At 64.3% G+C, this 24,321-nt stretch carries 24 protein-coding genes; 4 read left to right on the forward strand and 20 right to left on the reverse strand.

What is annotated here, in order from left to right:
• Positions 1-32 precede the first annotated feature (32 nt).
• Positions 33-566, forward strand: a complete 534-nt coding sequence (locus tag FQP90_RS05830) for a hypothetical protein (protein ID WP_144648751.1) — start codon at positions 33-35, stop codon at positions 564-566.
• 68 nt (positions 567-634) lie between these two features.
• Here FQP90_RS05830 and FQP90_RS05835 read toward each other — a convergent pair whose 3' ends face one another.
• From FQP90_RS05835 to FQP90_RS05865, 7 genes are read right to left on the reverse strand one after another with little or no spacing between them, the layout of a single operon-like run.
• Positions 635-1,042, reverse strand: a complete 408-nt coding sequence (locus FQP90_RS05835; RefSeq protein WP_144648752.1) for an acyl-CoA thioesterase — start codon at positions 1,040-1,042, stop codon at positions 635-637.
• A gap of 7 nt (positions 1,043-1,049) precedes the next feature.
• Positions 1,050-2,411 (reverse strand): MFS transporter, encoded by a 1,362-nt coding sequence (locus tag FQP90_RS05840; protein ID WP_144648753.1) that lies wholly within the window; start codon positions 2,409-2,411, stop codon positions 1,050-1,052.
• A gap of 2 nt (positions 2,412-2,413) precedes the next feature.
• Complete coding sequence (locus FQP90_RS05845; protein WP_144648754.1) at positions 2,414-4,804, reverse strand: bifunctional salicylyl-CoA 5-hydroxylase/oxidoreductase; 2,391 nt, start codon at positions 4,802-4,804, stop codon at positions 2,414-2,416.
• Positions 4,805-4,818: 14 nt separating this feature from the next.
• Positions 4,819-6,498, reverse strand: a complete 1,680-nt coding sequence (locus FQP90_RS05850; RefSeq protein ID WP_144648755.1) for an AMP-binding protein — start codon at positions 6,496-6,498, stop codon at positions 4,819-4,821.
• 46 nt (positions 6,499-6,544) lie between these two features.
• The gene (locus FQP90_RS05855; RefSeq protein ID WP_144648756.1) at positions 6,545-7,417 is read right to left on the reverse strand and encodes an acyl-CoA thioesterase; all 873 of its coding nucleotides are present in this window, start codon (positions 7,415-7,417) and stop codon (positions 6,545-6,547) included.
• Positions 7,418-7,420: 3 nt separating this feature from the next.
• Complete coding sequence (locus FQP90_RS05860) at positions 7,421-7,903, reverse strand: cupin domain-containing protein (RefSeq protein ID WP_144648757.1); 483 nt, start codon at positions 7,901-7,903, stop codon at positions 7,421-7,423.
• A gap of 27 nt (positions 7,904-7,930) precedes the next feature.
• Positions 7,931-8,797 carry a fumarylacetoacetate hydrolase family protein gene (locus FQP90_RS05865; protein ID WP_144648758.1) on the reverse strand — a complete coding sequence of 289 codons (867 nt, stop codon included), beginning with the start codon at positions 8,795-8,797 and terminating at the stop codon, positions 7,931-7,933.
• 135 nt (positions 8,798-8,932) lie between these two features.
• On the opposite strand from FQP90_RS05865, the gene FQP90_RS05870 reads away from it, so the two are divergent.
• Entirely contained in the window at positions 8,933-9,331 is a 399-nt protein-coding gene (locus FQP90_RS05870; protein ID WP_144648759.1) for a RidA family protein, read from the forward strand.
• 20 nt (positions 9,332-9,351) lie between these two features.
• Here FQP90_RS05870 and FQP90_RS05875 read toward each other — a convergent pair whose 3' ends face one another.
• The gene (locus tag FQP90_RS05875) at positions 9,352-10,758 is read right to left on the reverse strand and encodes a DUF2252 domain-containing protein (RefSeq protein ID WP_144648760.1); all 1,407 of its coding nucleotides are present in this window, start codon (positions 10,756-10,758) and stop codon (positions 9,352-9,354) included.
• Between the two features lie 45 nt (positions 10,759-10,803).
• Between FQP90_RS05875 and FQP90_RS05880 the strand changes: the two genes are divergently transcribed.
• Positions 10,804-11,148: an iron chaperone gene (locus FQP90_RS05880; protein ID WP_144648761.1), complete on the forward strand. Its 345-nt coding sequence runs from the start codon at positions 10,804-10,806 to the stop codon at positions 11,146-11,148.
• 58 nt (positions 11,149-11,206) lie between these two features.
• On the opposite strand, the gene FQP90_RS05885 is transcribed toward FQP90_RS05880, so the two are convergent.
• From FQP90_RS05885 to FQP90_RS05940, 12 genes are all read right to left on the reverse strand, one after another.
• Positions 11,207-12,010, reverse strand: a complete 804-nt coding sequence (locus tag FQP90_RS05885) for an IclR family transcriptional regulator domain-containing protein (protein ID WP_144648762.1) — start codon at positions 12,008-12,010, stop codon at positions 11,207-11,209.
• Positions 12,011-12,116: 106 nt separating this feature from the next.
• On the reverse strand, positions 12,117-12,782 hold the full coding sequence (locus FQP90_RS05890; RefSeq protein WP_144648763.1) for a 3-oxoacid CoA-transferase subunit B: 666 nt from the start codon (positions 12,780-12,782) through the stop codon (positions 12,117-12,119).
• A 2-nt stretch (positions 12,783-12,784) separates the two neighbouring features.
• Positions 12,785-13,468 (reverse strand): 3-oxoacid CoA-transferase subunit A, encoded by a 684-nt coding sequence (locus tag FQP90_RS05895; RefSeq protein WP_144648764.1) that lies wholly within the window; start codon positions 13,466-13,468, stop codon positions 12,785-12,787.
• Positions 13,469-13,470: 2 nt separating this feature from the next.
• A complete protein-coding gene (locus tag FQP90_RS05900; RefSeq protein ID WP_144648765.1) occupies positions 13,471-14,700 on the reverse strand; it encodes a thiolase family protein in 1,230 nt (409 codons plus the stop codon).
• Between the two features lie 76 nt (positions 14,701-14,776).
• Entirely contained in the window at positions 14,777-15,226 is a 450-nt protein-coding gene (gene pcaC, locus FQP90_RS05905) for a 4-carboxymuconolactone decarboxylase (protein WP_144648766.1), read from the reverse strand.
• Positions 15,223-16,026, reverse strand: coding sequence for an alpha/beta fold hydrolase (locus FQP90_RS05910; RefSeq protein ID WP_144648767.1), 804 nt, complete (start codon positions 16,024-16,026; stop codon positions 15,223-15,225). Before FQP90_RS05910 ends, pcaC begins: the two co-directional genes overlap by 4 nt.
• Positions 16,019-17,458: a lyase family protein gene (locus FQP90_RS05915; protein WP_144648768.1), complete on the reverse strand. Its 1,440-nt coding sequence runs from the start codon at positions 17,456-17,458 to the stop codon at positions 16,019-16,021. Before FQP90_RS05915 ends, FQP90_RS05910 begins: the two co-directional genes overlap by 8 nt.
• Entirely contained in the window at positions 17,455-18,060 is a 606-nt protein-coding gene (pcaG, locus tag FQP90_RS05920) for a protocatechuate 3,4-dioxygenase subunit alpha (RefSeq protein ID WP_144648769.1), read from the reverse strand. The genes FQP90_RS05915 and pcaG overlap by 4 nt, the downstream gene beginning before the upstream one ends.
• A gap of 4 nt (positions 18,061-18,064) precedes the next feature.
• A complete protein-coding gene (pcaH, locus tag FQP90_RS05925) occupies positions 18,065-18,934 on the reverse strand; it encodes a protocatechuate 3,4-dioxygenase subunit beta (protein ID WP_144648770.1) in 870 nt (289 codons plus the stop codon).
• A 49-nt stretch (positions 18,935-18,983) separates the two neighbouring features.
• On the reverse strand, positions 18,984-20,855 hold the full coding sequence (locus tag FQP90_RS05930) for a bifunctional sugar phosphate isomerase/epimerase/4-hydroxyphenylpyruvate dioxygenase family protein (protein ID WP_144648771.1): 1,872 nt from the start codon (positions 20,853-20,855) through the stop codon (positions 18,984-18,986).
• Positions 20,855-21,769 carry a shikimate dehydrogenase gene (locus FQP90_RS05935; RefSeq protein WP_144648772.1) on the reverse strand — a complete coding sequence of 305 codons (915 nt, stop codon included), beginning with the start codon at positions 21,767-21,769 and terminating at the stop codon, positions 20,855-20,857. Before FQP90_RS05935 ends, FQP90_RS05930 begins: the two co-directional genes overlap by 1 nt.
• A gap of 205 nt (positions 21,770-21,974) precedes the next feature.
• Positions 21,975-22,745 (reverse strand): IclR family transcriptional regulator, encoded by a 771-nt coding sequence (locus FQP90_RS05940; protein WP_144648773.1) that lies wholly within the window; start codon positions 22,743-22,745, stop codon positions 21,975-21,977.
• Positions 22,746-22,948: 203 nt separating this feature from the next.
• Between FQP90_RS05940 and FQP90_RS05945 the strand changes: the two genes are divergently transcribed.
• Positions 22,949-24,271, forward strand: coding sequence for an MFS transporter (locus FQP90_RS05945; RefSeq protein ID WP_144648774.1), 1,323 nt, complete (start codon positions 22,949-22,951; stop codon positions 24,269-24,271).
• Positions 24,272-24,321 lie beyond the last annotated feature (50 nt).

Below are 24,321 nucleotides of genomic sequence, written 5' to 3' on the forward strand. Positions count from 1 at the left end.
GTACTTTCCACATCAACGATAGGAAGCACATCATGGCAGGAAATCTTGTAGCCCGTTCCATCCACGACCTCACCGCTGCAGCGTGGTTTGGCGGCTCATTGATGGGGGCTATCGGGCTCAACGGAGCAGCCGCGGAAGCCAAGGACCCCACCGAACGCACCCGCTTGTCCAGCAAGGGCTGGGGCAAATGGGGTCCGATCCAGACCGCAGCCTTCGCAGGCCACCTCGCCTCCGACCTCGCCATCGCCTGGGAGAACAAGGGGCGTATCGCCAAGCAGGACAACGTAGCCGCCAACACCGTCTACAAGACTGTGGTGACCCTGGCAGGAGCTGCGGTGACCCTGTACGCAGGCATCGTGGGCAAGAAGGTTGACGAACTCTCCGGCGAAGGCGCCGAAGGAGCCACGGAACCGCGCGCAGGCGCCTCCGATGAGCTGAAGTCCGCACAGACCCAACTGAAGGCCCTTCAGTGGGCTATTCCCGCCTTCGCCGCCTGGGTCATCATTCTCGGTGCCAAGCACGGAGAGATGCAGCGCCCCAAGAACATCCTGAAGGGGCTGCGCTAACCACGTCGGGATGACAGTTAATGACAATCCCGGAGTTCTCCATTGTCATTAACTGCCACCTCGCGGGACTACTCGCGGACCGGCACTCCCTGGATCGCCCGGACGAAATGCTCCGGCCAGGGCTGCGCGGCAGTGGTTCCGTTGGGAACGTGCACCGTGGTGACCGTACCGAAAGCGGCGACCTCGCCGCCGTCGGACATTACCTCGAAGGCCATGGTCAGCGAGGTCCGGCCGAGCGCATGAATCTTCACCGTTGCGGTGATGCGCTGGCCGAACCACAGCTTGGCCTTGTAATTGATGACTTGCTGGACGCGGGGAGCGCTGGGGAAATAGTCCGGCAACTCCAGCTTCCGGAACAACTCGGCTTCCGCAGCTTCAACCCAGCGCAGGATGGCTGAGTTGTGCTGGTGTCCGGAGGCGTCGGTGTCCACCCATTCCACCGTGCGCTGGATGCTCGCCTCCGGAAACCTGTCCACGGTTCTCCTAGCGGGCGCCCACGGCGGCGTCGTCCGGGTCAACGTCGACGGCGGCGACTGGCACCTCGGGCTGGGGCTTGGGAATCATCGCCACCGCACCGGCTGCCAGTACCGCGATGCCTGCGAAGATGGCGAAATTCGCTTCGAAGGGCAACTTGGAGCCGGCAATCCAGCCACCGATCAAGGGCCCAGAGATGGCACCCAAGCGGGCGAAGCTCAAAGCCCAACCTGTCGCCGTACCGCGGACCTTGGCCGGGTAGTAGTCGGCGATGTAACCGGTCAGTACCAGCGAGGTGGAGATGGAGCCGACACCCGCGAAGGCCACGAACAGCAGGTTGACCACCATGGTGTTGGGGAACACCAACAGCATGATGCCCAGGCCGCCAAGGATGTAGAACACCACCAGGATGAGCTTCTTGCCGTACTTGTCAGCCGCGCGGCCCAGTAGCAGGCCACCGATGGCCGATGCCAGGCTGAAGACCAACAGGAACGTGAGGGACGAGCCGAGGTCGTAGCCGGCCTTCTTCATGATGCTCGGCAGCCAGGTGTTCAAGCCGTAGACCAGCACCAGGCCGCAGAACAGTGAGATCCAGAAGAACACTGTGGAACGCAGGTACTTCCGCGAGAACATGGTGGTGATGGTCTTCCACCAGGGATCCACGGGACCGCCCTGGGCCACGAGTGCCACGGGTACCACCGGACGGTAGTCGGCAATCTGCAGCTTCGCGGCCAGCGCCTTGGCCTCGGACCTCCGCCCCTTGGACTCCAGATACTCGAGGGATTCCGGGAGGAACTTCCAGATGATCGGAATCAGCACCACCGGCGCAGCACCGATCGCGATCACGGCCCGCCATCCACCGAGGGGCAGCACAAACAATGCAGCCAAGGCCGCGGCAACAATGCCCAGCGAATAGCCGGAGTACATGAGTCCGTAGTTGTAGGACCGCTTGTTCGGAGCCGAGTACTCGATGGTCAAGGCCGCTGCCACGGGGATGACACCGCCCATGCCCAGGCCTCCGATCAGCCGGAAGATGCCGAACAGCTCCGGGGTGGGTGCCCACGCTGCGCCTGCCTGGGTGAGCGTAAAGATCACCATGGAGGCCAGGAGCATCTTCTTGCGACCCACGAGGTCGCTGAGGGTGCCTATGAACAGGGCTCCGATAAGCATGCCGATCAAGGCATATGAGCCCAGGCCACCCAAAGCCAATGGGCTGAGGTTCCATTCCTTGTACTCGGCAAGAGCAGGGAGGATGGCCCCGAGTACGCCGACGTCATACCCTTCGGCGAGGATAGCGAGCCAGCAGCAGAACAACACCAATCCGGTGGTCTTCTTGGGCACGTTCCAGTCGTTGACCGGTGCGGTGGCCATGGCTACTTCACCAGAACCGATGCAGCGGCGGACGCGGGGGTCCAGCGAAGGTGGGTGTTGGCCTCTTCGATGTCCGCTTCCTTCAGCAAGGACAGGCGGGGCCGGACGGCGTCTGTGCGCGAGCTCGGCGGTTTGCGGCGTCCCGCGCGGAATTGTGGGATCCATTCAGCGCCCGGTCCCTGGTACTCCTGTTCAGCAGCAGCGTGAAGGGTCCATTGGGGATCGTAGAGGTGCGTACGGCCCAGCGCGATAAGGTCTGCACGGCCAGCGAGCAGGATCGAATTTACGTCGTCGTAGCTGGAGATGGCGCCGACGGCGATCACCGCTACGCCTGCCGGAGCGGCAACTTCCTGACGGATACGGTCGGCAAACGGAGTCTGGTAGCTGCGTCCGAACGCTGGCTTTTCTTCCTTGGCCACCTGGCCGGTGGAGATATCCAGGCCGGCTGCACCGTGCTCAACAAATGCCTTGGCAATCGTCACCGAATCGTCGGAGGTGTTTCCACCCTCGATCCAGTCGGTCGCGGAGATGCGCACCGTCACTGGCTTGCTGGCAGGCCATGCCGCGCGAACGGCGTCGAACACTTCCAACGGGAACCGCAGCCGGTTCTCCAAGCTGCCGCCGTATTCGTCGGTCCGCTTGTTGGACACCGGCGAGAGGAAGGAGGACAGCAGGTAGCCGTGGGCCGCATGGATCTCCAGGAGGTCGAACCCTGCCTGCTCGGCGCGGACGGTCGAGACAACGAACTCCGCCGTGATGGCGTCCATGCCGGCGCGATCCAGCTCCACGGGCGTCTGGTTCTCCGGGCTGTACGGCAAGGCGGAGGGCCCAACTGCGGTCCAATTTCCGGACTCGAGTGGCTGGTCGATGCCTTCCCACATGAGCTTGGTGGAACCCTTGCGGCCGGAGTGGCCCAACTGAGCACCGATCTTGGCGGTGGAACTGCTGTGGACGAAGTCCACGATTTCCTTCCAGCTGTCGCGCTGCTCGTCGTTGTAGAGGCCGCTGCAGCCGGGCGTGATACGGCCCGCTTCGGAAACGCAGACCATTTCAGTCATCACCAGGCCGGCACCGCCCAGGGCCTTGGAGCCCAGGTGGACCTTGTGGAAGTCGCCCGGCACGCCATCGACGGCGGAGTACATGTCCATCGGGGAGACCACGATCCGGTTCTTCAGCTCCAGCCCACCGACGCGGAATGGCTGGAACATGGCAGGCGCCGTTGCCGCGAGGCCTTGGGACGCCGCAAAGTTCCGGTCCACGGCGTCGGCGAATTCGGGATCGCGGAGGCGGAGGTTCTCCTGCGTGATGCGGCGGCTACGGGTGAGCAGGTTGAACGCGAACTGCGTAGGGTCCTGATCCTTGTACTGGCCAATGCGCTCGAACCATTCCAGCGAGGCCTGGGCGGCGCGCTGCGTGGAAGCCACCACCGGCCGGCGCTCGGCCTCGTATGCCGCCAGCGCGGATTCGATATCCGGGTGCTCGTGCAGGCAGGCGGCAAGGGCCAGGGAGTCCTCCATAGCCAGCTTGGTACCGGAACCGATGGAGAAGTGGGCCGTGTGGGCGGCGTCGCCCAGCAGCACCACGTTGTTATGGCGCCAGCTCTCGTTGCGAACCGTGGTGAAGTTGATCCACTTGGAGTTATTGGTCAGGACCTCGTACCCGTCCAGCTCCTCGGCGAAAATCTCGCGGATCTTGGCGATGGACTTTTCGTCGGAAACGCCCGGAGGGAAGACCTCGTTGGCGGTCTCGTCGAAGCCGGCCGCGTGCCACACATCCTGGTGCATTTCCACGATGAACGTGGATCCCTCATCCGAGTACGGGTAACCGTGGATCTGCATGACGCCCCACTCGGTTTCCTTCACGAAGAACTTGAAGGCCTCGAACACCTGGTCCGTGCCGAGCCACATGAATTTGTTGGAGCGCGGGTCAAGGCTTGGCTTGAAAGACTCGGCGTACGTGGCGCGAATCTGGGAGTTGATTCCGTCCGCGGCGAGCACCAGATCGTAGTTGGCTTCGAGTTCTTCGATGGCCGGGGCAAGGGTGCTGAACCGCACGTCAACGTTCAGCTCGATGCAGCGGCGTTGCAGCAGTTCCAGCAGTTCCTTGCGGCTCATGGCAGCGAAGCCCTGGCCGCCGACAGTGATCATCTGGTCCTGGAAGTGGATGTCGATATCGGACCAGCGGGCAAAACGGCGGCTCATGTACTCGGCCACCACGGGGTCTGCGTTCCCGATGCCGCCCAGCGTCTCATCGGAAAACACGACGCCGAAGCCAAAGGTGTCGCTGGCAGCGTTGCGTTCCCAGAGGGTGATGTCATGTGACGGGTCCAGCTGCTTCATCAGTGCTGCGAAGTACAGGCCACCCGGGCCGCCTCCAACGATTGCGATCTTCATGGTGATGCTCCTTTTCAGGCCTGGCTCTGGCCGGCAGGGGTAAGTTGTGGGGTCTGGCTCGCGCTGCCGGCGTCCTGTGCAAGGACTCCGTCGCGGAGCTTGAAGTGCTGGAGCTTGCCGCTGGGATTGCGGGGCAGCCCTGTGACGAAGCGGACATCGCGGGGGTATTTGTAGGGGGCGATGGTGTGCTTCACGAAGTCCTGGATTTCCTTGCGCTTGGCGGCGTCGCCGGTGACGCCCTCGCGCAGGACGATGAACGCGCACACGATGCTGCCGCGCTGCTCATCCGGGATTCCGATGACCGCGTTCTCCACCACGTCCGGGTGCTGGTCGATGGCCGCTTCAACCTCCGGCCCACCGATGTTGTAGCCGGAGGAGACGATCATGTTGTCCGAGCGGGCCTGGTAGGTGAAGTACCCGTCCGCGTCCATGGCGAACGTGTCACCGGTGACGTTCCACCCGTTGACCACGTAGTTCGCCTGCCGGGGATCGTCGAGGTAGCGGCACCCGGTGGGGCCGATGACTGCCAGGCGGCCGATGTTTCCCGGGCCGAGTTCGTTGCCGTCGGCATCCAGGATGGTGGCCCTGAAGCCGGGCACGGCTCGTCCGGTGGTTCCGGGGCGGATGTGCTCCCCGGCGGCGGAAATGAAGACGTGCAGCATCTCGGTGGCACCGATTCCGTTGACCAGCCGCAGGCCCGTGGCCTCCCGGACCGCTTCCCAGGTTTCCTTGGAGAGGTGCTCGCCCGCCGAAACGGCGATGCGCAGGCCGCGCAGGAGGTCCCCGCGGTTCTCCTTGAGGATGGCCCGGTACGCCGTGGGCGCGGTGAAGAGGATGCTGGCTCCCGCGGTCGAGGCGTTTTCCGCGAGTTCCACGGGCCCGGCCTTTTCGGTCAAGAGCGACGACGCACCGAACCGCAGCGGGAAGACCACCAGTCCCCCAAGCCCAAAAGTGAACGCAAGCGGCGGTGAACCGGCAAACACGTCATCGGCCGTGGGCTCCAGGACGTAACGGGCAAAGGTATCGGCGTTGGCCAGGATGTCGCGATGGAAATGCATGGTCACCTTGGGCACGCCGGTGGTGCCCGACGTCGGACCCAGCAGGGCAACGTCGTCCGCGGAGGTGTCCACGGCAGTGAACACCCCGCTCTTGCGCCCGCAGCGGAAGGTGAGGTCGCCGTCGTCGTCCGCTCCATACGAGAGGACCGTGACGGCATCCCCGGCGGCGACCGCGAGCTCGTCCACGAAGCGGTGGTCGGAAATCGCCACCACCGGTTTGGTGAGCTGGATCAGGGTGGAGACCTCGCTGGAACGCAGCATGGGCATGGTGGTCACCACCACCGCACCGGCTTTCAGCACACCAAGCCAGGCAGCGACGATCCACGGGTTGTTGGGACCGCGAAGCAGCACACGGTTGCCGGGTACAACACCGAGGTCTTCGGTGAGGACCTGGGCTACCTGGTTGGAGCGGGTTTGCAGCTCGCCGTAGGTCCAGACAACGCCGTCTGGAGTACGGAGGGCGGGGCGGTCAGCGCCGTACTGTTCGACAGCGTCGTCGATCAGCACCGCGGCAGCGTTGAGCCGCTCCGGGTAGTGGAGTTCGGGAAGGGTGAATTCAAGCGCCGGCCAGGTATCGGCGGGCGGCAGGTGGTCGCGGGTGAACGTGTCCACGTGGGCCGATGGCAACATGCTCATGGCCGTTCCTTTCAGTGGTGCGTCGTTGAAGCTGAAGAATGGTGTTTTAGGCGCCGGCCCGGATCATTCCCTCTTGGGCGACTGTGGCGAGGAGCCTTCCTTGCCGGTCGAAGAAGCGACCCATGGCCAAGCCCCTGTTGCTTTGGCTGGAGATGGCGTCCTGGGCGTAGAGCACCCAGTCATCCACGCGCCCGTCGCGGTGGAACCACATGGAGTGGTCCAGGCTGGCGGTGGCAAGTCCGGGGCTGGACCAGTTCAGTCCATTGACCCGGAGCAGCGGCTCCAGGATGGTGTAGTCGCAGACGTAGGCAAGGGCGGTTCGGTGAAGGTCTGCGTCGTCGGGCAGGGAGTCAAAGGCCTTGACCCATATGGCTTGCTGCGGCACCGCACCACCCTCCAGCTCGATGTATACCGGACCGGGAATATGCCGCATATCGAAGCTTCGACCCGTTGACCAGTAGTCTGCGGCCGCACCGTCGGTTCCGTCCAGCGCTTCCGCTGCAGTGCGCAGCGATTCGGGCTCGACGGCGGCAGGGGCCTCAGGCTGAAAGTCCGGGCCGTCTTCGGGAACCTGGAAGGACCCCATGGCGGCATACACGGGCTTGCCGTTCTGGAAGCCGCGGACGGTACGGGTGGAGTACCCGCGGCCGTCCCGCAAGCGCTCCACTTCGTAACGGACACTGGAACCGATATCCACCGGACGCATGAAGTAGCTGTGCATCGAGTGCAGCGTCCGGTCGGCGTCCACCGAGCGCATCATGGCAGCTGCGGCTTGGGCCACCATGTCGCCACCGTAGGCTTTTGGCCACGGCACGTATTGGGTGGTTGCTTCATAAGCTTCGTCGAACACCTCGGCCGTTGCGGGCGTGAGCTCGACGGCTTTGAGGAAGGTCTCCGATGTCAGGGTTCCAGTGATCATGGCTTAGGCCCGGCGGTAGTCGACGAGGGTTTCGTCGGCCACGTCCTCGAGGTTGACCACAAGGTTCTCCGGCGTGCGCGCGGTGAGCCACACGAGCTCTTCCGTGACGGACATGTTGGCTTCCACGTGGGGCATGAACGGCGGTACGAACACCCAGTCGCCGGCCTTCATATCGAGGAACTCCGAGTAGTTTTCGCCAAAGTAGATCCGGCCGTGGCCACGGAGCACGTAGCCGCCGGTCTCAGCCTCGCCGTGGTGGTGCGGGAGTGAGCGGTAGCCGGGGGTGTTGGACACCTGGCCGAACCAGATCTTGGTTGCCGGGGTGTGCTGGATGCTGACGCCGGAGACGCGGATGCAATCGCCGGATTGCGCGGTGTTGGTGTCCTCCGCGCCGGCGCGGGTGACCACGGGGACAACCTTGCCGTCGGCCTGGGCGTAGATGGAGTTGTCGCCTTCGAGGCGGTATTCGGTGGTGGTCTGGCTCATGGGTCTCTCCTAACAGTTGGGGTGGGACTAGGCGTTTGCGGGAATGGCTGCGGGGGCGTGGATCCGGAATTGGTTTTCCAGTTGGCCGATCCCGTCGATTTCGGTGGTGAGGACATCGCCGTCTTTGAGGAAGCGTGGCGGGGTCATTCCCATGCCCACTCCCCCGGGCGTTCCCGTGAGCACCAGGTCTCCGGGGCGAAGGACGGTGAACTGGGAGATGTAGGACAGGAGCTGCGCCGGGCCGAACACCAGGGTGCTGGTGTTTCCCTGCTGCACGAGTTGGCCGTTGACATAGCCGCGAACGTCGAAGTGTTGCCCGGCCTCGTCAGCTGTCAGCATCACCGGCCCCACCGGAGTGGTGGCGTCGAAGGCCTTGCCTTGGAACCACTGCAACGTCCGGCTTTGCCAGTCGCGCATGGAGACATCGTTGGCCACGGTGTACCCGGCGATTGCCGCACGGGCTTGGTCTTCGTCCGCACGGTACAGTTCGGAACCCACGACGACGGCCAGCTCGGCTTCCCAGTCGACCCGGCCGCTGCCGTGGACTTCTACAGCGTCTGCGGCTCCTACCAAGGTGTCCGCGTACTTGGCGAACAGGGTGGGATATTCCGGCAGTTCACGGCCCATCTCCTGGATGTGGTCGCCGTAGTTCAGGCCGCAGCAGATGACTTTGCCGGCGCGAGGCAGCAGCGGTGCGACGTCGGCATCCACGGCGGCAATGACTTGCTGGTGGGCTTCCTGGGCTGCTGCTGTCTTCTCGACGACCTGCCGCCACTCGGGCAGGGCCAGAAGGGCCCCGACGTCAGCTGCGGGCAAGGCGAGGTAAGAGTCGGCGCCCGTGGCGAGTGCCGCCGTCGTACCTCCGTTTGCCGTGCGCAAGGTGGCTAGTTTCATTGCGGTTCCCTTCGAGGTTTTATGATGTGTCGACTTTTTTACGATCGTCACATATGCTCAACGTAGCACGGCGGAAATGATCTGCACAGAGGCTTTTCAAAAGTTTTTGCAGTTGCCACAACGAGGAGGAACAGCATGAGCCACCAGACAATCAACCCGGAATCGCTGCCCAAACCTTCAGGATTCGCGCACGGCATCCTTGCCGGCAACACGGTCTTCCTGGGCGGGCAGACGGCCCTGGACAAGAACATGAACATCGTTCCCGGCGGCATCGTGGAGCAGTTCACGCAGGCGTTCACCAACGTCCTGACCACGCTGCGTGAAGCCGGCGGACAGCCGGAAGACCTCGTAAACGTCACCATCTACCTCACGGACGTGGATGACTACATGGCCAACGGCCGCGAGATCGGGCGCATCTGGCGCGAAATGGCGGGCTCGCAGTACCCGGCCATGGCGGGCATCGGTGTCACTCGCCTGTGGCAGAAAGAGGCCCTGATCGAAATCCAGGGCATCGCAGTCATTCCGGAGCGCTAAGCCCGGAACAAGCAGACGGGTTAGATGCCGCTCTCAGCGTCGAGGCGGCCGGCCCGAACTGCGCGTTCCAACTCCGCATGGTCCTTCTCGGTTTGGTCGGCGTAATGCCTCGCCCATCCCGTCATTGACTTCTCGAACACCTCCGAACGGCCAAGGTAGCCTGCGATGAACGCGCTGCCAGGGGTTTGGGAATGGGCGCGGGCGAGCACTCCGCCGCACAAACGGGCATAATCGGTCAGCGGTCCAGGGCCGAGTTCGTCCACCGCGAAGGAACCCTTCATGTCGCGGAATTGGCGGACGAAGTAGTCACGCAGCTGGCCATCAGTCTCCACGCTGTTGCCCACCCACCCCAGGAACGGGTCAGACTGCGCCTGCATGATCCGTTGCCCCGCCACGGCGCGATAGCCCTGGCCGAAGTTCGTCAGCAAACGAACCACATCTGAGGATGGCTTGGCGCCGCCATGGCTCTCCAGCACTGACCGTTGGACTTCCTTGGCCTGCAGGAACAAGGGTTCCCCGGACGGTCCCAGCATCAGGATCACCCAGCACCGCGTGCCCACGCTGCCCACGCCGACTACACGGATCGCTACATCCACCAGCCTGTACTGGCTCACCAGCACCGCAGTGTCGGCCCTCAGCGAGCTTCGATACAGGTCAAAGAGTGCGCTCACGCGATCCAGAGTGGCCGTTTCCGGGTGGTACACCAGCGGCCACTGGTCAACGATCCTCGGCTCTCCGTGGACAGTCTCAGCCGTCATTTTCGCCAGGACCTGCTCCGAGGTGCGCCGCTTGGCCTTCTTCATGTCCTTGTCCAGAAGGCGTTTCTCGGAAAACGGACCCGACGCCATCGTCGCCGTCAGAATCTCCGTGTCGACCTGGAAGTAGTACCTTTCCGCGGCTGTTCCCTCGAACAACCTCCGCATGGCCAGCCGGTACGACCGAGCCGCAGCTTCCACTGCGGTGCGGCACTGTTCCTCCGAGTGCCCGCTGTTGCGCCCGCTCAGCCAGATACTTGCCGTGAGCCTCTTAACGTCCCATTCCCACGGCGCCGGGAAGACCTCGTCAAAATCGTTGAGGTCGAAGACCAAGCGCCGCTCCGGAGAGGCATACAAGCCGAAGTTCGCCAGATGCGCGTCGCCGCATGCCACCACCTGATGCCCGGACGTCTGCCCGCGGGACACGTCCCCAGCCATGACGGCCGCGGCTCCCCGGTAGAAGGCAAACGGTGTCTGCAGCATCCGACCGACACGTACCGGAACAAGGTGCGCCACCCGGGAAGCGTGCTGTTCCTCAAGTATGGCCACCGGGTTCCGCTCCGGCGTCAGGAATATCCCCTGGGCGCTGCGGGGGAGCGATTGCCGGGCGGCTTTCCCCTTGGCCCGGTCCTGCTCCACGGGGCTCCAGCGAGCACTGACAAGTGGGCTCATGCCCCAAGTGTGGCATTCAGCCCGTCTTGGGTGAACCATGTCCTTATGGGAACCGTCACCGAATATTTGGAGAACGTCAGCGAGGCCAACCGCGGGATCCTTGAGCGGATTGTGGGAATCGCCCGCGAACTCGCCCCTCATGCCGAAGAAGGCGTCAGCTATGGCATGCCGGCATTGCTGGTTGACGGCAAGGGCTTCCTCAGCGTGCTGGAAACCAAGAAGCACCTGGCCTTGTACCCCTTCAGCGGACAGATCCTGCCAGAAATGTCGGAGGAATTAGGCGGCTATTCCTGGTCGCCGGGGACGTTGCGGTTCTCTGCCGACAATCCCGTGCCGGACTCGTTGGTACGCCGGATCCTGGAGACGCGGTTGGCAGCGATCCGGAAGTAGTTTTTGTACAGGTAAAGCCCTTATGAGGCCAGCTTGAGGGCATTAGCTGTACAAAAACTCAGTGCTTCGCGGAGACGTCCTGCGAAATGGCGTTGGCTGTGGCCACCACTTCCTGTCGCACTGACTCGAGGTACGCGTCCGGGTCCGGCTGCGCTGCGACCGCTTGGGCCTGCAGTGAGACGTTGATGGCCGCCACGTTGTCGCCGTTGTTGTGGTTCCACACCGGGGCTGCGATGGACATCAGCCCGATCTCCAGCTCCTGGTCCAGCAGGCACCAGCCTTGCGTACGGACGCGTTCGACGGCGGCCCTCAAGTCGGGGACGCTGGCGACGGTTCGCGGCGTGAGCGGCGTAAGTTCCGCCGTCGTGAGGTAGGCCTCAAGCTTGGCCTGCGGCAATCCGGCGAGCAGCACGCGACCCATGGACGTGGCGTACGCGGGGAAGCGCGTGCCGACGGTGATACCAACGTTCATGATGCGCTTGGTGGCGACGCGCGCTACGTAGAAGATGTCCTGTCCGTCGAGGACCGCGGCGGAAGTGGACTCCCCCAACTTGAGGCTGAGCTGTTCCAGGTGCGGCTGGGCCAACTGCGGCAGGGACAGCGCCGACAGGTACGAATAGCCGAGCTGCAGCACCTTGGCCGTGAGTGCGAACGTCTTGCCATCGGTGCGGACATAGCCGAGTTCAACGAGCGTGTGCAGGAATCGCCGGGCCGTGGCACGGGTCAGGTCCGTGCGGGCAGCCACTTCACTGAGGGTCATCAGCGGATTGTTCGCGTCGAACGCCCGGATCACGGCGAGACCCCGGGCCAGGGACTGGACATACTGGTCGCTGGCCTGCGGGGTAACTGCGGAATCGCTCATGGTTACCAATCCTAGGGTGCGTTGCGGGGCCCGCTTTGCGCCCTAATCGGGGCAAATGACACGTAAAGCGGGCCCCGCAACGGGGAGCCCAGATTTGCGGGGCCTGCTATGCCTTTTTCAAAGACAGCGGCACGAGCTCCTGGATCTCGTCGAAGGTACAGCCGAAGGTCTCGCGGACCGTGACGCCGTCCGGGCCGGTGAGGAACACTGCTTTGTCCGTGTAGACGCGGGTCACGCAGCCGACGCCGGTGAGCGGGTAGGTGCACTGCTCCACCAGCTTGGACACGCCCTCACGCGTCAGCAGGGTCATCATCACGAACACGTCCTTGGCGCCCGTGGCGAGGTCCATCGCCCCACCGACGGCGGGGATAGCGTCCGGGGCACCCGTGTGCCAGTTGGCGAGGTCGCCGGTGGCGGAGACTTGGAAGGCGCCGAGGACGCAGATGTCCAGGTGCCCGCCGCGCATGATCGCGAACGAGTCTGCGTGGTGGAAGTATGAGGCTCCAGGGAGTTCGGTGACGGGGATTTTGCCGGCATTGATCAAATCACCGTCGATCTCCTCGCCAACAGCTGCCGGGCCCATTCCGAGCATCCCGTTCTCCGTGTGGAGCGTGATGTTCTGTTCCTCGGTGAGGTAGTTGGACACGAGCGTCGGCTGGCCAATCCCCAGGTTCACGAAGGAACCGGGAGCGATGTCGCGGGCCACCCGCTGGGCGAGTTCGTCGCGGCCCAGCGGCTTCTCGGACGTCTGGATGCTTGTCTGGGTGCTCATGGTCAGGCCACCTGTTCCCTGCTGGTGCCGCCGACGCGGACCACGCTGTTGACGTAAATACCGGGTGTCACCACGTTCTCCGGATCCAGCGAACCGGTGGGCACAATCTCCGAGACCTGCACAATGGTGTGCTTGGCTGCGGCGGCCATGATGGGGCCGAAGTTCCGGGCGGTCTTGCGGTAGACGAGGTTGCCCTTGCCGTCGGCCTTCAGTGCCTTGATCAGGGCGACGTCGGCGTGGATCGGCGTCTCGAACACCTGCCACTTCCCATCCAGCAACCGGGTTTCCTTGCCTTCAGCCAAGGTGGTGCCGTAGCCGGTGGGGGTAAAGAACCCGCCGATCCCGGCGCCGGCTGCCCGGATGCGCTCAGCCAGGTTGCCCTGCGGCACCAGCTCCAGCTCGATCTCACCGGCATGGAACTTGGCGTCGAAGTGCCAGGAATCGGACTGCCGAGGGAAGGAACAGATCATCTTGCGGACCCGGCCTTCCTTGATCAGCAACGCGAGGCCCTGGTCGCCCTGGCCTGCGTTGTTGTTGACCACGGTCAGGTCCTTGGCGCCACAATCCATCAGGGCGTCGATGAGTTCGAACGGCTGCCCGGCGTTACCGAACCCGCCGATCATCACGGTGGATCCGTCCTTGATGCCGGCGACGGCCTCTCCCACAGTGTCTATGAAATTCAGCATGGCTAACCCTTCACTGGTTGTGCGGACGGAGCGGCAGAAACGTTTTCCAACACCACAGCAAGGCCTTGGCCCACGCCGATGCAGATCGCCGCGACACCCCAACGCTGGCCCGAGGCCTGCAGGGAACGGGCAAGCGTACCCAGAATGCGGGTCCCGGACGCCCCGAGCGGGTGACCCATCGCGATCGCCCCGCCATGCTGGTTCACGATTGAGGGGTCGATCCCCCACGCGTCAACACACGCCAGCGATTGAGCGGCGAACGCTTCATTAAGTTCGACGGCGCCCACCTGGTCCCAGCCGATGCCCGCCTTCGCGAGGGCCTTGTTCGCGGCCTCCACGGGGGCGAACCCGAAGAACTGTGGGTCATTGCCGTGCGCGCCACGGCCGGCGATGCGGGCCAACGGTTCCAGGCCGAGGATCGAGGAAGCTGCCTCTGAACCGATCCACGCTGCCGAAGCACCATCAGACAAAGGCGAGGCGTTCCCGGCGGTGACCGTACCGCCGTCGAGCCCGTCAGACTCAGGGCGGAACACGGTCTTCAAACCGGCAAGCTTCTCCGCCGAAGAACCGGCGCGGATTCCCTCGTCACGGACGAGGTCAGTGCCCGGAACCGCCGTGACCAAAGAATCGTAGAAGCCTTCGTTCCACGCGGCGTCGGCCAGGTTGTGCGAGTCCGCCGCAAAAGCATCCTGCCGTTCCCGGGTGATCCCGTACTTCTCGCGCAGCCGTTCGGTGGCTTCGCCCAGGGAGATGGTCCAGTCCTTGTTCATGGCCGGGTTCACCAAACGCCAACCAAGCGTGGTGGACGCGAGGGTCATGTCACCGGCCGGGTAGGGCTTGGACGTCTTGGGCAGCACCCACGGGGCGCGGGACATGGACTCGGCGCCGCCTACCAGCATGAGGTCGGCGTCGCCGGCATTGATCTGCCGCGAAGCAATAATGGCCGCATCCAGGGACGAGCCACACAAACGGTTGACCGTGGTGCCCGGAATGGAGACAGGCAGGCCGGCCAGCAAAGTAGCCATGCGGGCCACGTTGCGGTTTTCCTCGCCGGCGCCGTTGGCGTTGCCGAACACCACCTCGTCGATCCGCTCAACATCCAGCCCCGGGGACCTGCGAACGGACTCGCGGACCACGTGGGCGGCAAGGTCATCGGGACGGACTGCGGCAAGGCCGGAGCCGAACTTGCCAAAGGGCGTGCGCACGGCGTCGTACACAAAAGCCTGGTTCATGGTTTTCTCTTTCGTTCTACCCAACTGACTGGCAGTAGTGGTTGCTTTGAGCCCTCAGAACAACCACTACTGCCAGTTAGTTGGGCTCGTTGGCGTCGATCTCAGCGAATACTTTCTGGGCAGTCTTGAAGGCCGAGTTGGCCGACGGCACACTGCAATAGATGGCGGTCTGCAACAGGATTTCCTTGATTTCGTCCCTGCTCAGGCCGTTGTTGAGGGCTGCCCGGACGTGCATGGCCAGCTCCTCCCAGTGACCGTGCGCCACCAGCGCCGTGAGGGTGACGGCGGAGCGCATTTGCCGGCTCAGCCCGGGCCGCGTCCAGATGCCACCCCAGGCGATCCTGGTGATCATGTCCTGGTAGTCCTCGGTAAAGGAATCCTTGTTGGCGTTCGCCCGGTCCACGTGCGCGTCGCCGAGCACTTCGCGGCGGACCACCATGCCGGCGTCGTAAATGTCCTGCGCGGTGGCATCCGCCTGCACGGCACCATTCCGCCCGGCGTCATTCAGCTCAGTTGAAGAGGTCATCGTCCGTTCTCCTTCATGAAAGTGCGCATGAGTTCGGCCACCACGGCCGGCGCTTCTGCGGGCGCCAGGTGCGCGACGCCGTCGAGCGTTTCCACCACAGCGATACCGCCACCCGAGCGAATCCCGGCGGCTGTCTCTTCAGCGAGCGACGGCGGCGCTACTGAATCCTCGACGCCCGCGATTACCTGGGTGGGGACAGTAATGCCGCCGAGCTGCTCGCGGACGTCGAATGCGGCGAGGGCTTCGCAGCAGAACGAGTAGCCGAAGCGGTCGGCGTCGCGGAGGGCGTGCAGCAGGCGGCTGCTGATCTCCGGCCGGCGGTCCATGAAGCCCGGGCCGAACCAACGTTCCGCGGAACCCTGGATCATCACGGGTGTACCGAGTTTGCGCACGGTTTCGGCGCGCTCAAGCCAGCCTTCGGGGGTGCCCAGCTTGGCGCCGCTGCACTGGACGGACAGGCTGCGGAGGCGATCACCGTGCTTGATGCCGAGCTGCAGGCCAGTGGCCCCTCCCAGCGAGACGCCCGCATAGTGGAAGGTCGCACCCGGACTCACCGAATCAACCAAATCGACGACGGCGTCAGCCAGTTCCGCGATGTCGAAACCTTCGGTGGTGGTCGGCGAGATGCCGTGGCCGGGGAGGTCCCAGCCGACGATGTCGTAGTCGTCGCCCAAGAGGGCCGCGGTTTCCGTCCAGAGAATTGTGGACGTGCCCAGCGATGGCCCTACCACCAGGAGCGGTTTGGCTCCAAGTTCGCGCTGCGGGGACAGCAGCACGGCCTTGACAGTTGGCTTAGCCACGAGGGGCTCCCTTCAATGAGGTTCCTGTGTTGTCGGCTGCTTTGGCGAAGTCGGGGTAGGCAGCGAGGATCCGGCGGTTGATCTCCTGGGCTTCGCCTAGGTAGCTCGCGGGGTCCAGGAGCGCTTCGAGTTCCGCGTCGGACAGATTGTCCGCAGGCACCGTTTCACGCAGCAGCTTGGTGTAGATGCGGGACTGCTCCGCGGCGGGTGCCTTCAGGGTTTCGTCGACGACGGCCTGCAGCTTCTGCTTTCCGTCCTCGCCGAGCAGAGGTGCGACGGCGGCCGCTACGCCTTCGCTGAGCAGCAGCGGTCCCGAGAGTTCCAGGTTCCGCCGCATCGCCTCGGGGAAGACACGGAGGCCTTCTGTCAGCTCCCGGAGGTGGCCGGCTGCGCCCAAGGCCAGCGCTAGCAATTGCCGCAGGGCCGGCCATTCACTATGCCAGGCGCCGTCCGGGCGTTCGTCATTGAAGGTGGCCGCTGCCAGGTGAAGTTGCGATGCGAGGCCGGGCGCCTGCAACGCTGCACTGCGAATAAGCACGGACAGTACGGGGTTCTGCTTCTGCGGCATGGCCGAGGAAACTCCCCGCCCGGCGGCCAACGGTTCGCCGAGTTCGGCAACCTCCGGACGGCTCAGGAACAGCAGGTCGGCGGCGATCTTCCCGAAGGAATCGATGAGCGCGGCAAGTCCGTCGCCGAGCGCCGTGACGGACAGGCGGTTGGTGTGCCACGGCGCCGCTGCCGGGGCCAGGCCCAGCGTGGACGCCAGAGAATCGGCCAACGTGAACGGAGTTGAACCCGAGCCCGCCGTCAGCTTGGTCCCCGAGGCCAACGTCCCGCCGGCCCCGCCGAACTGGACCGGCAACGCAAGCGATGCCAAACGTGAAGCCGCGGCCGCGACGCCTTGGAACCACTGCGCTGCTTTGAGCCCGAACGCGTACGGAAGCGCATGCTGCGTCAGGCTCCTGCCCACGCACAGGGTGTCCGCATGCTGTTCCGCCAAGGTGGCGAGCGCCGTCGTCGTGCCTTTGACGTCAACCAGCAGCGCGGAAACGGCGCGACTGGCGAGCAGCATCAGGGCGGAGTCGAGGACGTCCTGGCTGGTGAGCGAGGTGTGGACCGCCTTGCCCGCGCCGATCCCGTCAGCGTCCAGGGACTTGACGCGGGTGCGCAGGTCGCTGAGCAACGGAATCACCGGATTGCCGCCGCCTTGGGCACGTTCAGCGATAGCGGCAGCGTCGTAGGAAGAGGGATCGGCGGCTTCGGCCACCACAGCGGCGGATCCGGCGGGGACGAGCCCAGCCTCCTCGAGGACGGCAGCCCAGGAGGCTTCGACGTCGAGGATTGCCGCGATCACGGCACGGTCGCCCGTCAGCGACGCCACAGCAGTCGACGCCGTAACGGGGCTAAGGAGGCCGAAGTCGCCGTTGGTCATGCGGGGGCGTCCTGGTTGTTGCCGACGCTGTTGTCCAGCGACCCGTCCTGCTGGAAGTCCAGGAACACGGTCTCGTCGCCGCCCTGCAGGCGGATGTCCCAGGTAAGCCCGCCATCGGGGTCGCGACGGGCGATGAGCGTCTTGCGGCGTTCCGGATCCAGGGAGCTCAGCAAAGGATCATTGGCCAGTGCTTCCTCGTTTTCCGGCAGGTACACGCGGGTGAAGAGGCGGTTCATGAGGCCGCGGGCGAAAACGGCCACCGAGATGAACGCTGCCGCTCCGGGCTTGGTGGGACCCGGGTTGACCGTGGTGAAGGTGTATACACCGGAGTTCCCCACGGAGCCGCGGCCCCAGCCGGTAAAGGTGTAGCCGTCTCGAACCAAGGAGCCGGTGCGCTGGACGATGTTGCCCTCGGAGTCCGGCTGCCAGATCTCCAGGATGGCGTCCGGAATGGTGTTCCCGGCGCCGTCGTACACCGTGCCTTGGAGGCGGATGCTGCCGGGGCTGCCGGGAGCCAGGAGTTCGTTGTCCTTGGTGAAGGGGAGGGCGTAACCGTAGAAGGGGCCAACGGTCTGACCCGGTGTGGGTGCCAGCTTGCTCATGCGCTTACTCCTCGTCCCCGGCGTCGCCGTATGCTTCGTTTTCCGTCCAGGTCCGCTTGGAGCCGGTCAGGATGATGTCCCACTTGTAGCCGAGGGCCCACTCGGGGCTGGTCAGCTCGTGATCGTACTGTGCCACCAGGCGGTCGCGGGCGTCCTGGTCCACGATCGATTGGTAGATGGGGTCCAGCGGGAAGAGCTGGTCGCCCGGGAAGTACATCTGGGTGACGATGCGCTGCGTGAACTCCGAGCCGAACATGGAGAAGTGGATGTGGGCCGGGCGCCAGGCGTTGAGGTGGTTCTTCCACGGGTACGCGCCGGGCTTGATGGTGGTGAAGCTGTAGGAACCGTCCGTACCGGTGATGCAGCGACCCACGCCCGTGAAGTTGGGATCCAGCGGTGCGGGGTGCTGGTCGCGCTTGTGGATGTAGCGGCCTGATGCGTTGGCCTGCCAGATTTCCACGAGCTGACCGGCAACCGGGCGGCCGTCGCCATCAAGGACGCGGCCGGCGACGATGATGCGCTCACCCTGTGGCTCGCCGTTGTGCTGGATGGTCAGGTCCGATTCCAGTGCGTGCACGTCCTGGTGCCCGAACGCCGGCGAGTAGAGCTCGATGGTTTCCGGGTCCGCGTGGTGCAGGCTCTTGGTGGGGTGGCGCAGGATGCTGCTCCGGTAAGGGGAGTAGTCCAGGCGCGGCATGGTTTCGGGACCCTTGCCGTTCTTCAGCGCCTGGGCATAACGGTCCCCGATGGCCTGGATCTCAGCGCTGAGATCCGCTTGGGTTTCCACTTTCTTGGAATCGTGCGCGGCGTGTGGCTCAGCGGGCGGCACGAGCTCCTCGGATTCGAGCTGCTGGACGGTCTGGTCTTGCGGCACAGCCGGCTCCTTTCGGTTGATGGTTCTCTGTGGTTTATGGGCAGCGGGCCTAGGCCCGGTGGAGCGAGTCGTATTGGACGGCGTGGCGCACCGGAGCGTTGGGCGCCCCGTAACCGTCGTAGTTGCCTCGACGCTCCACCATTTCGAAGAACACACTGCCCACGGTGGCGGTGTAGAAGTGGAGGAATTCGCCGTTGGCGTCCCGGTCATACAGGAGGTTGAGTTCCTTGAGGGTGGCCAGGAAGCCGGGTTCGAGATCGAACCGGGCGTCCAGGTCCTCGTAGTAATTGGCGGGAATCTGGAGGAACTCGAGGCCGCGATCCCGTGCGGACCGGGCCGTGGCCACGAGGTCGCCCACGGCGAAGGCGATGTGTTCCTGGTACGTTTTGCGGGCGCTTTGCGCTTGCTGTGCCGGCGCCAGGTTGAGCACCAGCCTGACAGCCCCATCCGTGGTCTCCATGACCTGCGAGCGCACCAAGCCGCTGGGGCTGGGAACTTCGGCAAACGGCTGCGGTTCCAAGGCCAAAGCGCTGGTGTAGAAGAGGACGGCTTCGTCAAAGTGCTGCCACGGCTGGGCGAGGTTCACGTGGTCAATCACAGCGTTCTGCGCGCTGGAAACGTGTTCCAAGCCCTCGCCGAACTCGTGGGTCCACGCGGCGGTGCCGTCCGGGCTTCCCTGGCAGAGGAAGATTTCGGTGGAGTCCGGTGCGGAGATGCCTTGGAAGACTTCTTCGTCGGCTTGGACCTTGCGGGCCACCACGGGCGCCTTGAGTTGCTGGGCCCGAGCGGAGGCAATCACTGGCGAATCGACGTCGAACCCCAAAGCGGCGATAGCCGGTTCCGAGTGCGAGGCCGCTTGCTCGTTGATGATCACGCGAGCTTGGCCCATGGTCCAGAGCTGGACATCCTTGGTGCGGTGGCGGCCCTCGAATTCGAAGCCGAGTTGGCCCAGGAGCTTCTCCAGCTGCGCGGTGTCGTCGGCCTTGACCTCGGCGAAGTTGAAGCCGGCGGGTTCGTTCACCTTGGGCAGCGTGGCCAGTTCCATGGGATAACGACGGCGGGACGCGCTGCCGTTGCCTGCTGCGGTTTCGCTGGAGGTGCTTGCGAGCCACTTGGCGCTCTGCTCCTCCAGCCAGATCAGGGAACGCATGGCATCCACGGCCGTGCGCTCAACGTCCGACTGGCGGAACACGTCGTTGAACACTTCCAGGGACACCGGGCCCGTGTAGCCGGCGCGGACCACGTGGCCCATGAACTTGGCGAGATCGAACTGCCCTTCGCCGGGGAACACTCGGTAATGGCGGCTCCAGGACAGCACGTCCATGGAGAGCTTGGGGGCGTCGGCCACCTGGACGAAGAAGATCTTCTCCGCGTTGATCTGCTCGATCGGCGCAGTGTCCCAGTCGCGGGAGAGGATGTGGAACGAGTCCAGGCAGGTGCCAAGGTTGGGATGGTCCACCATCTCCACCAGGCGGTACGCATGCTCATAGTCGTTGACGTATTTGCCCCAGGCCAAGGCTTCATAGGCAACCTTGACGCCGTGATCCCCGGCCAGCTCGGCGAGTTCGGCCAGCTGGGAGGCGCGGAGTTCGTCGTCGTCGATGGTTGCCGTGGCCACGTTGGAGCAGACCAGGATGGTGTCCATGCCCAAGCGGGACATGAGCTTGAACTTGGCCTCCGCCCGGCGAAGGTTGGCTTTGAGCAGGTCCGGGGTGACGCCGTCGAAATCCCGGAACGGCTGGTACAGATCGAGGCCCAAGCCGAGGTCGGCGGCCATCGTCCGGACTTCCTCCGGGATGTGCGGGGACGTGACGAGGTCCTGCTCGAAGATCTCGATGCCGTCGAAGCCCGCAATGGCGCAGGCCTGCATCTTCTCCTTCAGGGTGCCGGACAGGCAGACCGTGGCGATTCCGGTGCGCATCAGTGGCCTGCCTTCGTCAGCTCAGGGGCCCGGGCGGCGGCGGCGTCTTCTACCGCGATCAGCTCCAGGAAATGTGCCCGCATGCGGTCGCGGTCGGCTTCGCGACCAGTGATGAGCTGGAAGGCGTCGGCCGCCTGGCCCACAGCCATCCTGCCGCCGTCGAGGACTTTGCAGCCCTTGGCCCGCGCCTCGCGGACCAGCTGTGTATCGATGGGGCGGTAGACGATGTCCGCTACCCAGTGGCGTGGTTCCAGGAGTTCGATGTCCAGGGGCAGGCCCGGGTGTGCGGCCATGCCGATCGGCGTGCAGTGCACCAGGCCGTCCGCGAGGTGCATGATGTCGCTCAGCTCTGCGGTTGTGCGGGGCGTGACGACGGCTGTGGGGAAGAGTTCGCCCAGCTCAGCGGCACGTTCCGCCGCGCGGGCAGGATCCACGTCCACCAGGTCCAGGGTGGTGACACCGGCCTTAAGGAGCGCGTAAGCGACGGCCGAACCGGCCCCGCCGGCGCCAAGCTGGACGACGCGGCCCAAGGTGGCGTCCGGAAGTCCATCCCTCAAGGCCGAACCGAAGCCGGAGAAGTCCGTGTTGTGTCCGATGAACCGGCCGTCCTGGATCAGGACGGTATTGACGGCACCCAGGCGCGCGGCGTCGTCGGAAATTTCATCAAGGTGCCCAAGCACCAGCTGCTTGCACGGGTGCGTGATGTTCAGTCCGTTGAAGCCCAGGCGCTGGGCTGCGGTGAGGAGGTCCCCGACGGCGGCGGCCGGCAATGCGAGTTCCAGCAGGTCGATGGGGCGGTACAGCAAGCGAAGGCCCTGCACATCGGCTTCGCGTTCGTGCATGGGCGGCGTGAGCGACGGCATGACGCCTTCGCCTATGAGGCCCACCAGAACGGACTCGGCTCGGTTGCTCATCCTAAAGCTCCTTTGACTTCAGCACCGCCGGGCGTTTGGCGCTTTCTGGGGCGCCGCTTCCCGGGGTGTTATTTAGGTTACTACAAGTGTTCATATTCCGCACGCTTGTTCTTATCGCGAACATCTTGGGGGCGCGCACTCAACTAGCTGACATTTGTGGTTGTTCTGAGCGCTGATAACAACCACAAATGCCAGTCAGTTGGGATCAGCGCTGGGGCAGGCGGGCCGCGAGTTCAGCCGCGGCTTCCTGCAGGGTGGGCACATGGGCGATGAGTTCCTCCATGGTGAGGCGGAAGACCGGCACCGCAGTGGCCAGTGACGCGAAAGCATGGCCCTGGGAGTTGAGGACCGGCACGGCCACGGCGCGCATGCCGATCTCGTTTTCTTCATCCATCACGGCGTAGCCCTGGCGACGAACCTGCTCGATCTCCTCGCGGAACTTGTCGCGGTCAGTAATGGAGTGCTCGGTCAGGGGATCCAGGGGGAGCTCCTCCAGGAGACGCTTCCGCTCGATCTCGTCCTCGAAAGCGACGATCGCCTTGCCCACGGAGGTTGTGTGCAGCGCACCCAGATGGCCGGGGTCGCTGGTGACGCGGAAGGTCTTGGGGCCGTCCACCTTGTTGACCGTGAGGTGATGGTTGCCGTCGCGGACAGACAGGATGGTGGCCTCGTTAGTGCGCTCGGTGACCCGCTGGAGGACAGGCAGTGCTGTTGCTGCAAAGCCGTGGTGATTCGAAACCCGTTGGCCGAGTTGGAACACCCGCAAACCCAAGTGGTAACGGCGCCCATCCGGCTCGTAGTCGACGAAGCCATCACGCGTGAGCGAACCCAGCAGGCGATAGGTGGTGCTGAACGGCAGGCTGGCACTCCTGGCCAGATCCGCCGCGCTTGCACCACGCGGTTCATTGCCCAGAAGTACCAGCAGGCTCAGGGCTTTGCCGACCATGTCGGTCTTTGTGTCCTCTTTCACACTCATAACTCGATGCTCTCACATAGTGAGAGCTATTTCTAGATGGTGGTGACATCTCTTGACAAGTGACCCCACTCACAGCCACTATTGCTGTATTGCACAAGTAGCTCTCACCATGTGGTTACTTTCGGGATGATCCGGCCGCACCTCGCTCTGGTCTTCCCTAAGAAGCTAGATCCGCGACATCGTCGTCACAGAAGGAACCTCCCATGAGCCAAACAATGCCGTCAGCGACGCCAGGCACTGAAACAACCACCGGAACCCCCAAGAAAGCCGCGCTTGCCAGCTTCCTGGGCAGCGCCGTCGAGTACTACGACTTCTTCATCTTCGGCTCGGCTGCCGCCCTGATTTTCCCCCACGTGTTCTTCCCGGACGCAGACGCCAACGCGGCCATCATGTCCTTCGCGACCTTCGGCTTCGCCTACGTGGCCCGCCCCGTCGGCGCTGTCATCCTGGGCCACTTCGGTGACCGGATCGGACGGCAAAAGGTCCTCATGTTCACCCTCGTCCTGATGGGTGCCGCCACCTTCGTGATCGGATGCCTCCCCGACTTCAAGACCATCGGCTGGTGGGCGCCCGTCCTGCTGGTACTCGCCCGTCTCTGCCAGGGCCTCTCGGCCGCCGGCGAGCAGGCCGGCGCTTCCTCCATGACGCTGGAACATGCCCCGGACAACCGCCGCTCGTTCTTCACCTCGTGGACCCTGACCGGTACCCAAGGCGGCCAGATCCTGGCAGCCCTCGTCTTCATCCCCGTCGTGGCATTGCCGGACGAGATCAAGTACGGCATCGGCTGGCGCATCCCGTTCTGGCTGAGCGCCGTAGTAGTACTGGTGGCATTCTTCATCCGCCGCACCCTGCACGAGCCGCCGGCATTCGCCGAAGCCAAGAAGAACAATGAAATCTCCAAGCTCCCCGTTGCCGATCTTCTGCGCCTGCACTGGCGCGACGTTCTCCGCGTTGTCTGCTGCGCCTTCATCGCCGCAGTGAGCACGGTGTTTGGAACCTTGGCCATCAAGTACGCCCAGGACGTTGCCCACGTCAACAGCACCATCACCCTGTGGCTGGTGGTTGCGGCCAACGTGGTTGCCCTCGGAACCCAGCCACTGTTCGGCATGCTGGCGGACAAGATCGGCCGGAAGCCCGTCTTCATCTACGGAGCCGTAGCCAGCGCGATCATGACCCCGGTCTTCCTGCTGACTCTCGAGTCCGGCAATGTCCCGCTGATGTTCTTGGTCTCCATCGTGTTCTTCTCCTGCGGGTACGCTGCCGCCAACGCTGTTTGGCCGTCCTTCTACGGTGAAATGTTCAGCACCAAGGTTCGCTTCTCCGGACTGGCCATCGGTACGCAGCTCGGCTTCCTCATGGCAGGCTTCGCCCCGGCCATCGTGACCGCACTGGGTGGCACCAAGCCCGGCGGATGGGTCCAGATCTCCATCTTCACCGCCGTCATCTGCGCAATCGCAGCCGTTTCGGCCCTGACAGCCCGCGAATCAGCCAAGGTTCCCACCGCCGAGCTCGGCTTGCATAAGTAGGAACCCTGCGACGCAGAAATGCCCGGTATGTCTCCTGACGTACCGGGCAT

Source organism: Paenarthrobacter nitroguajacolicus, from assembly GCF_007786235.1.
Taxonomy (GTDB): Bacteria; Actinomycetota; Actinomycetes; order Actinomycetales; family Micrococcaceae; genus Arthrobacter; species Arthrobacter nitroguajacolicus_A.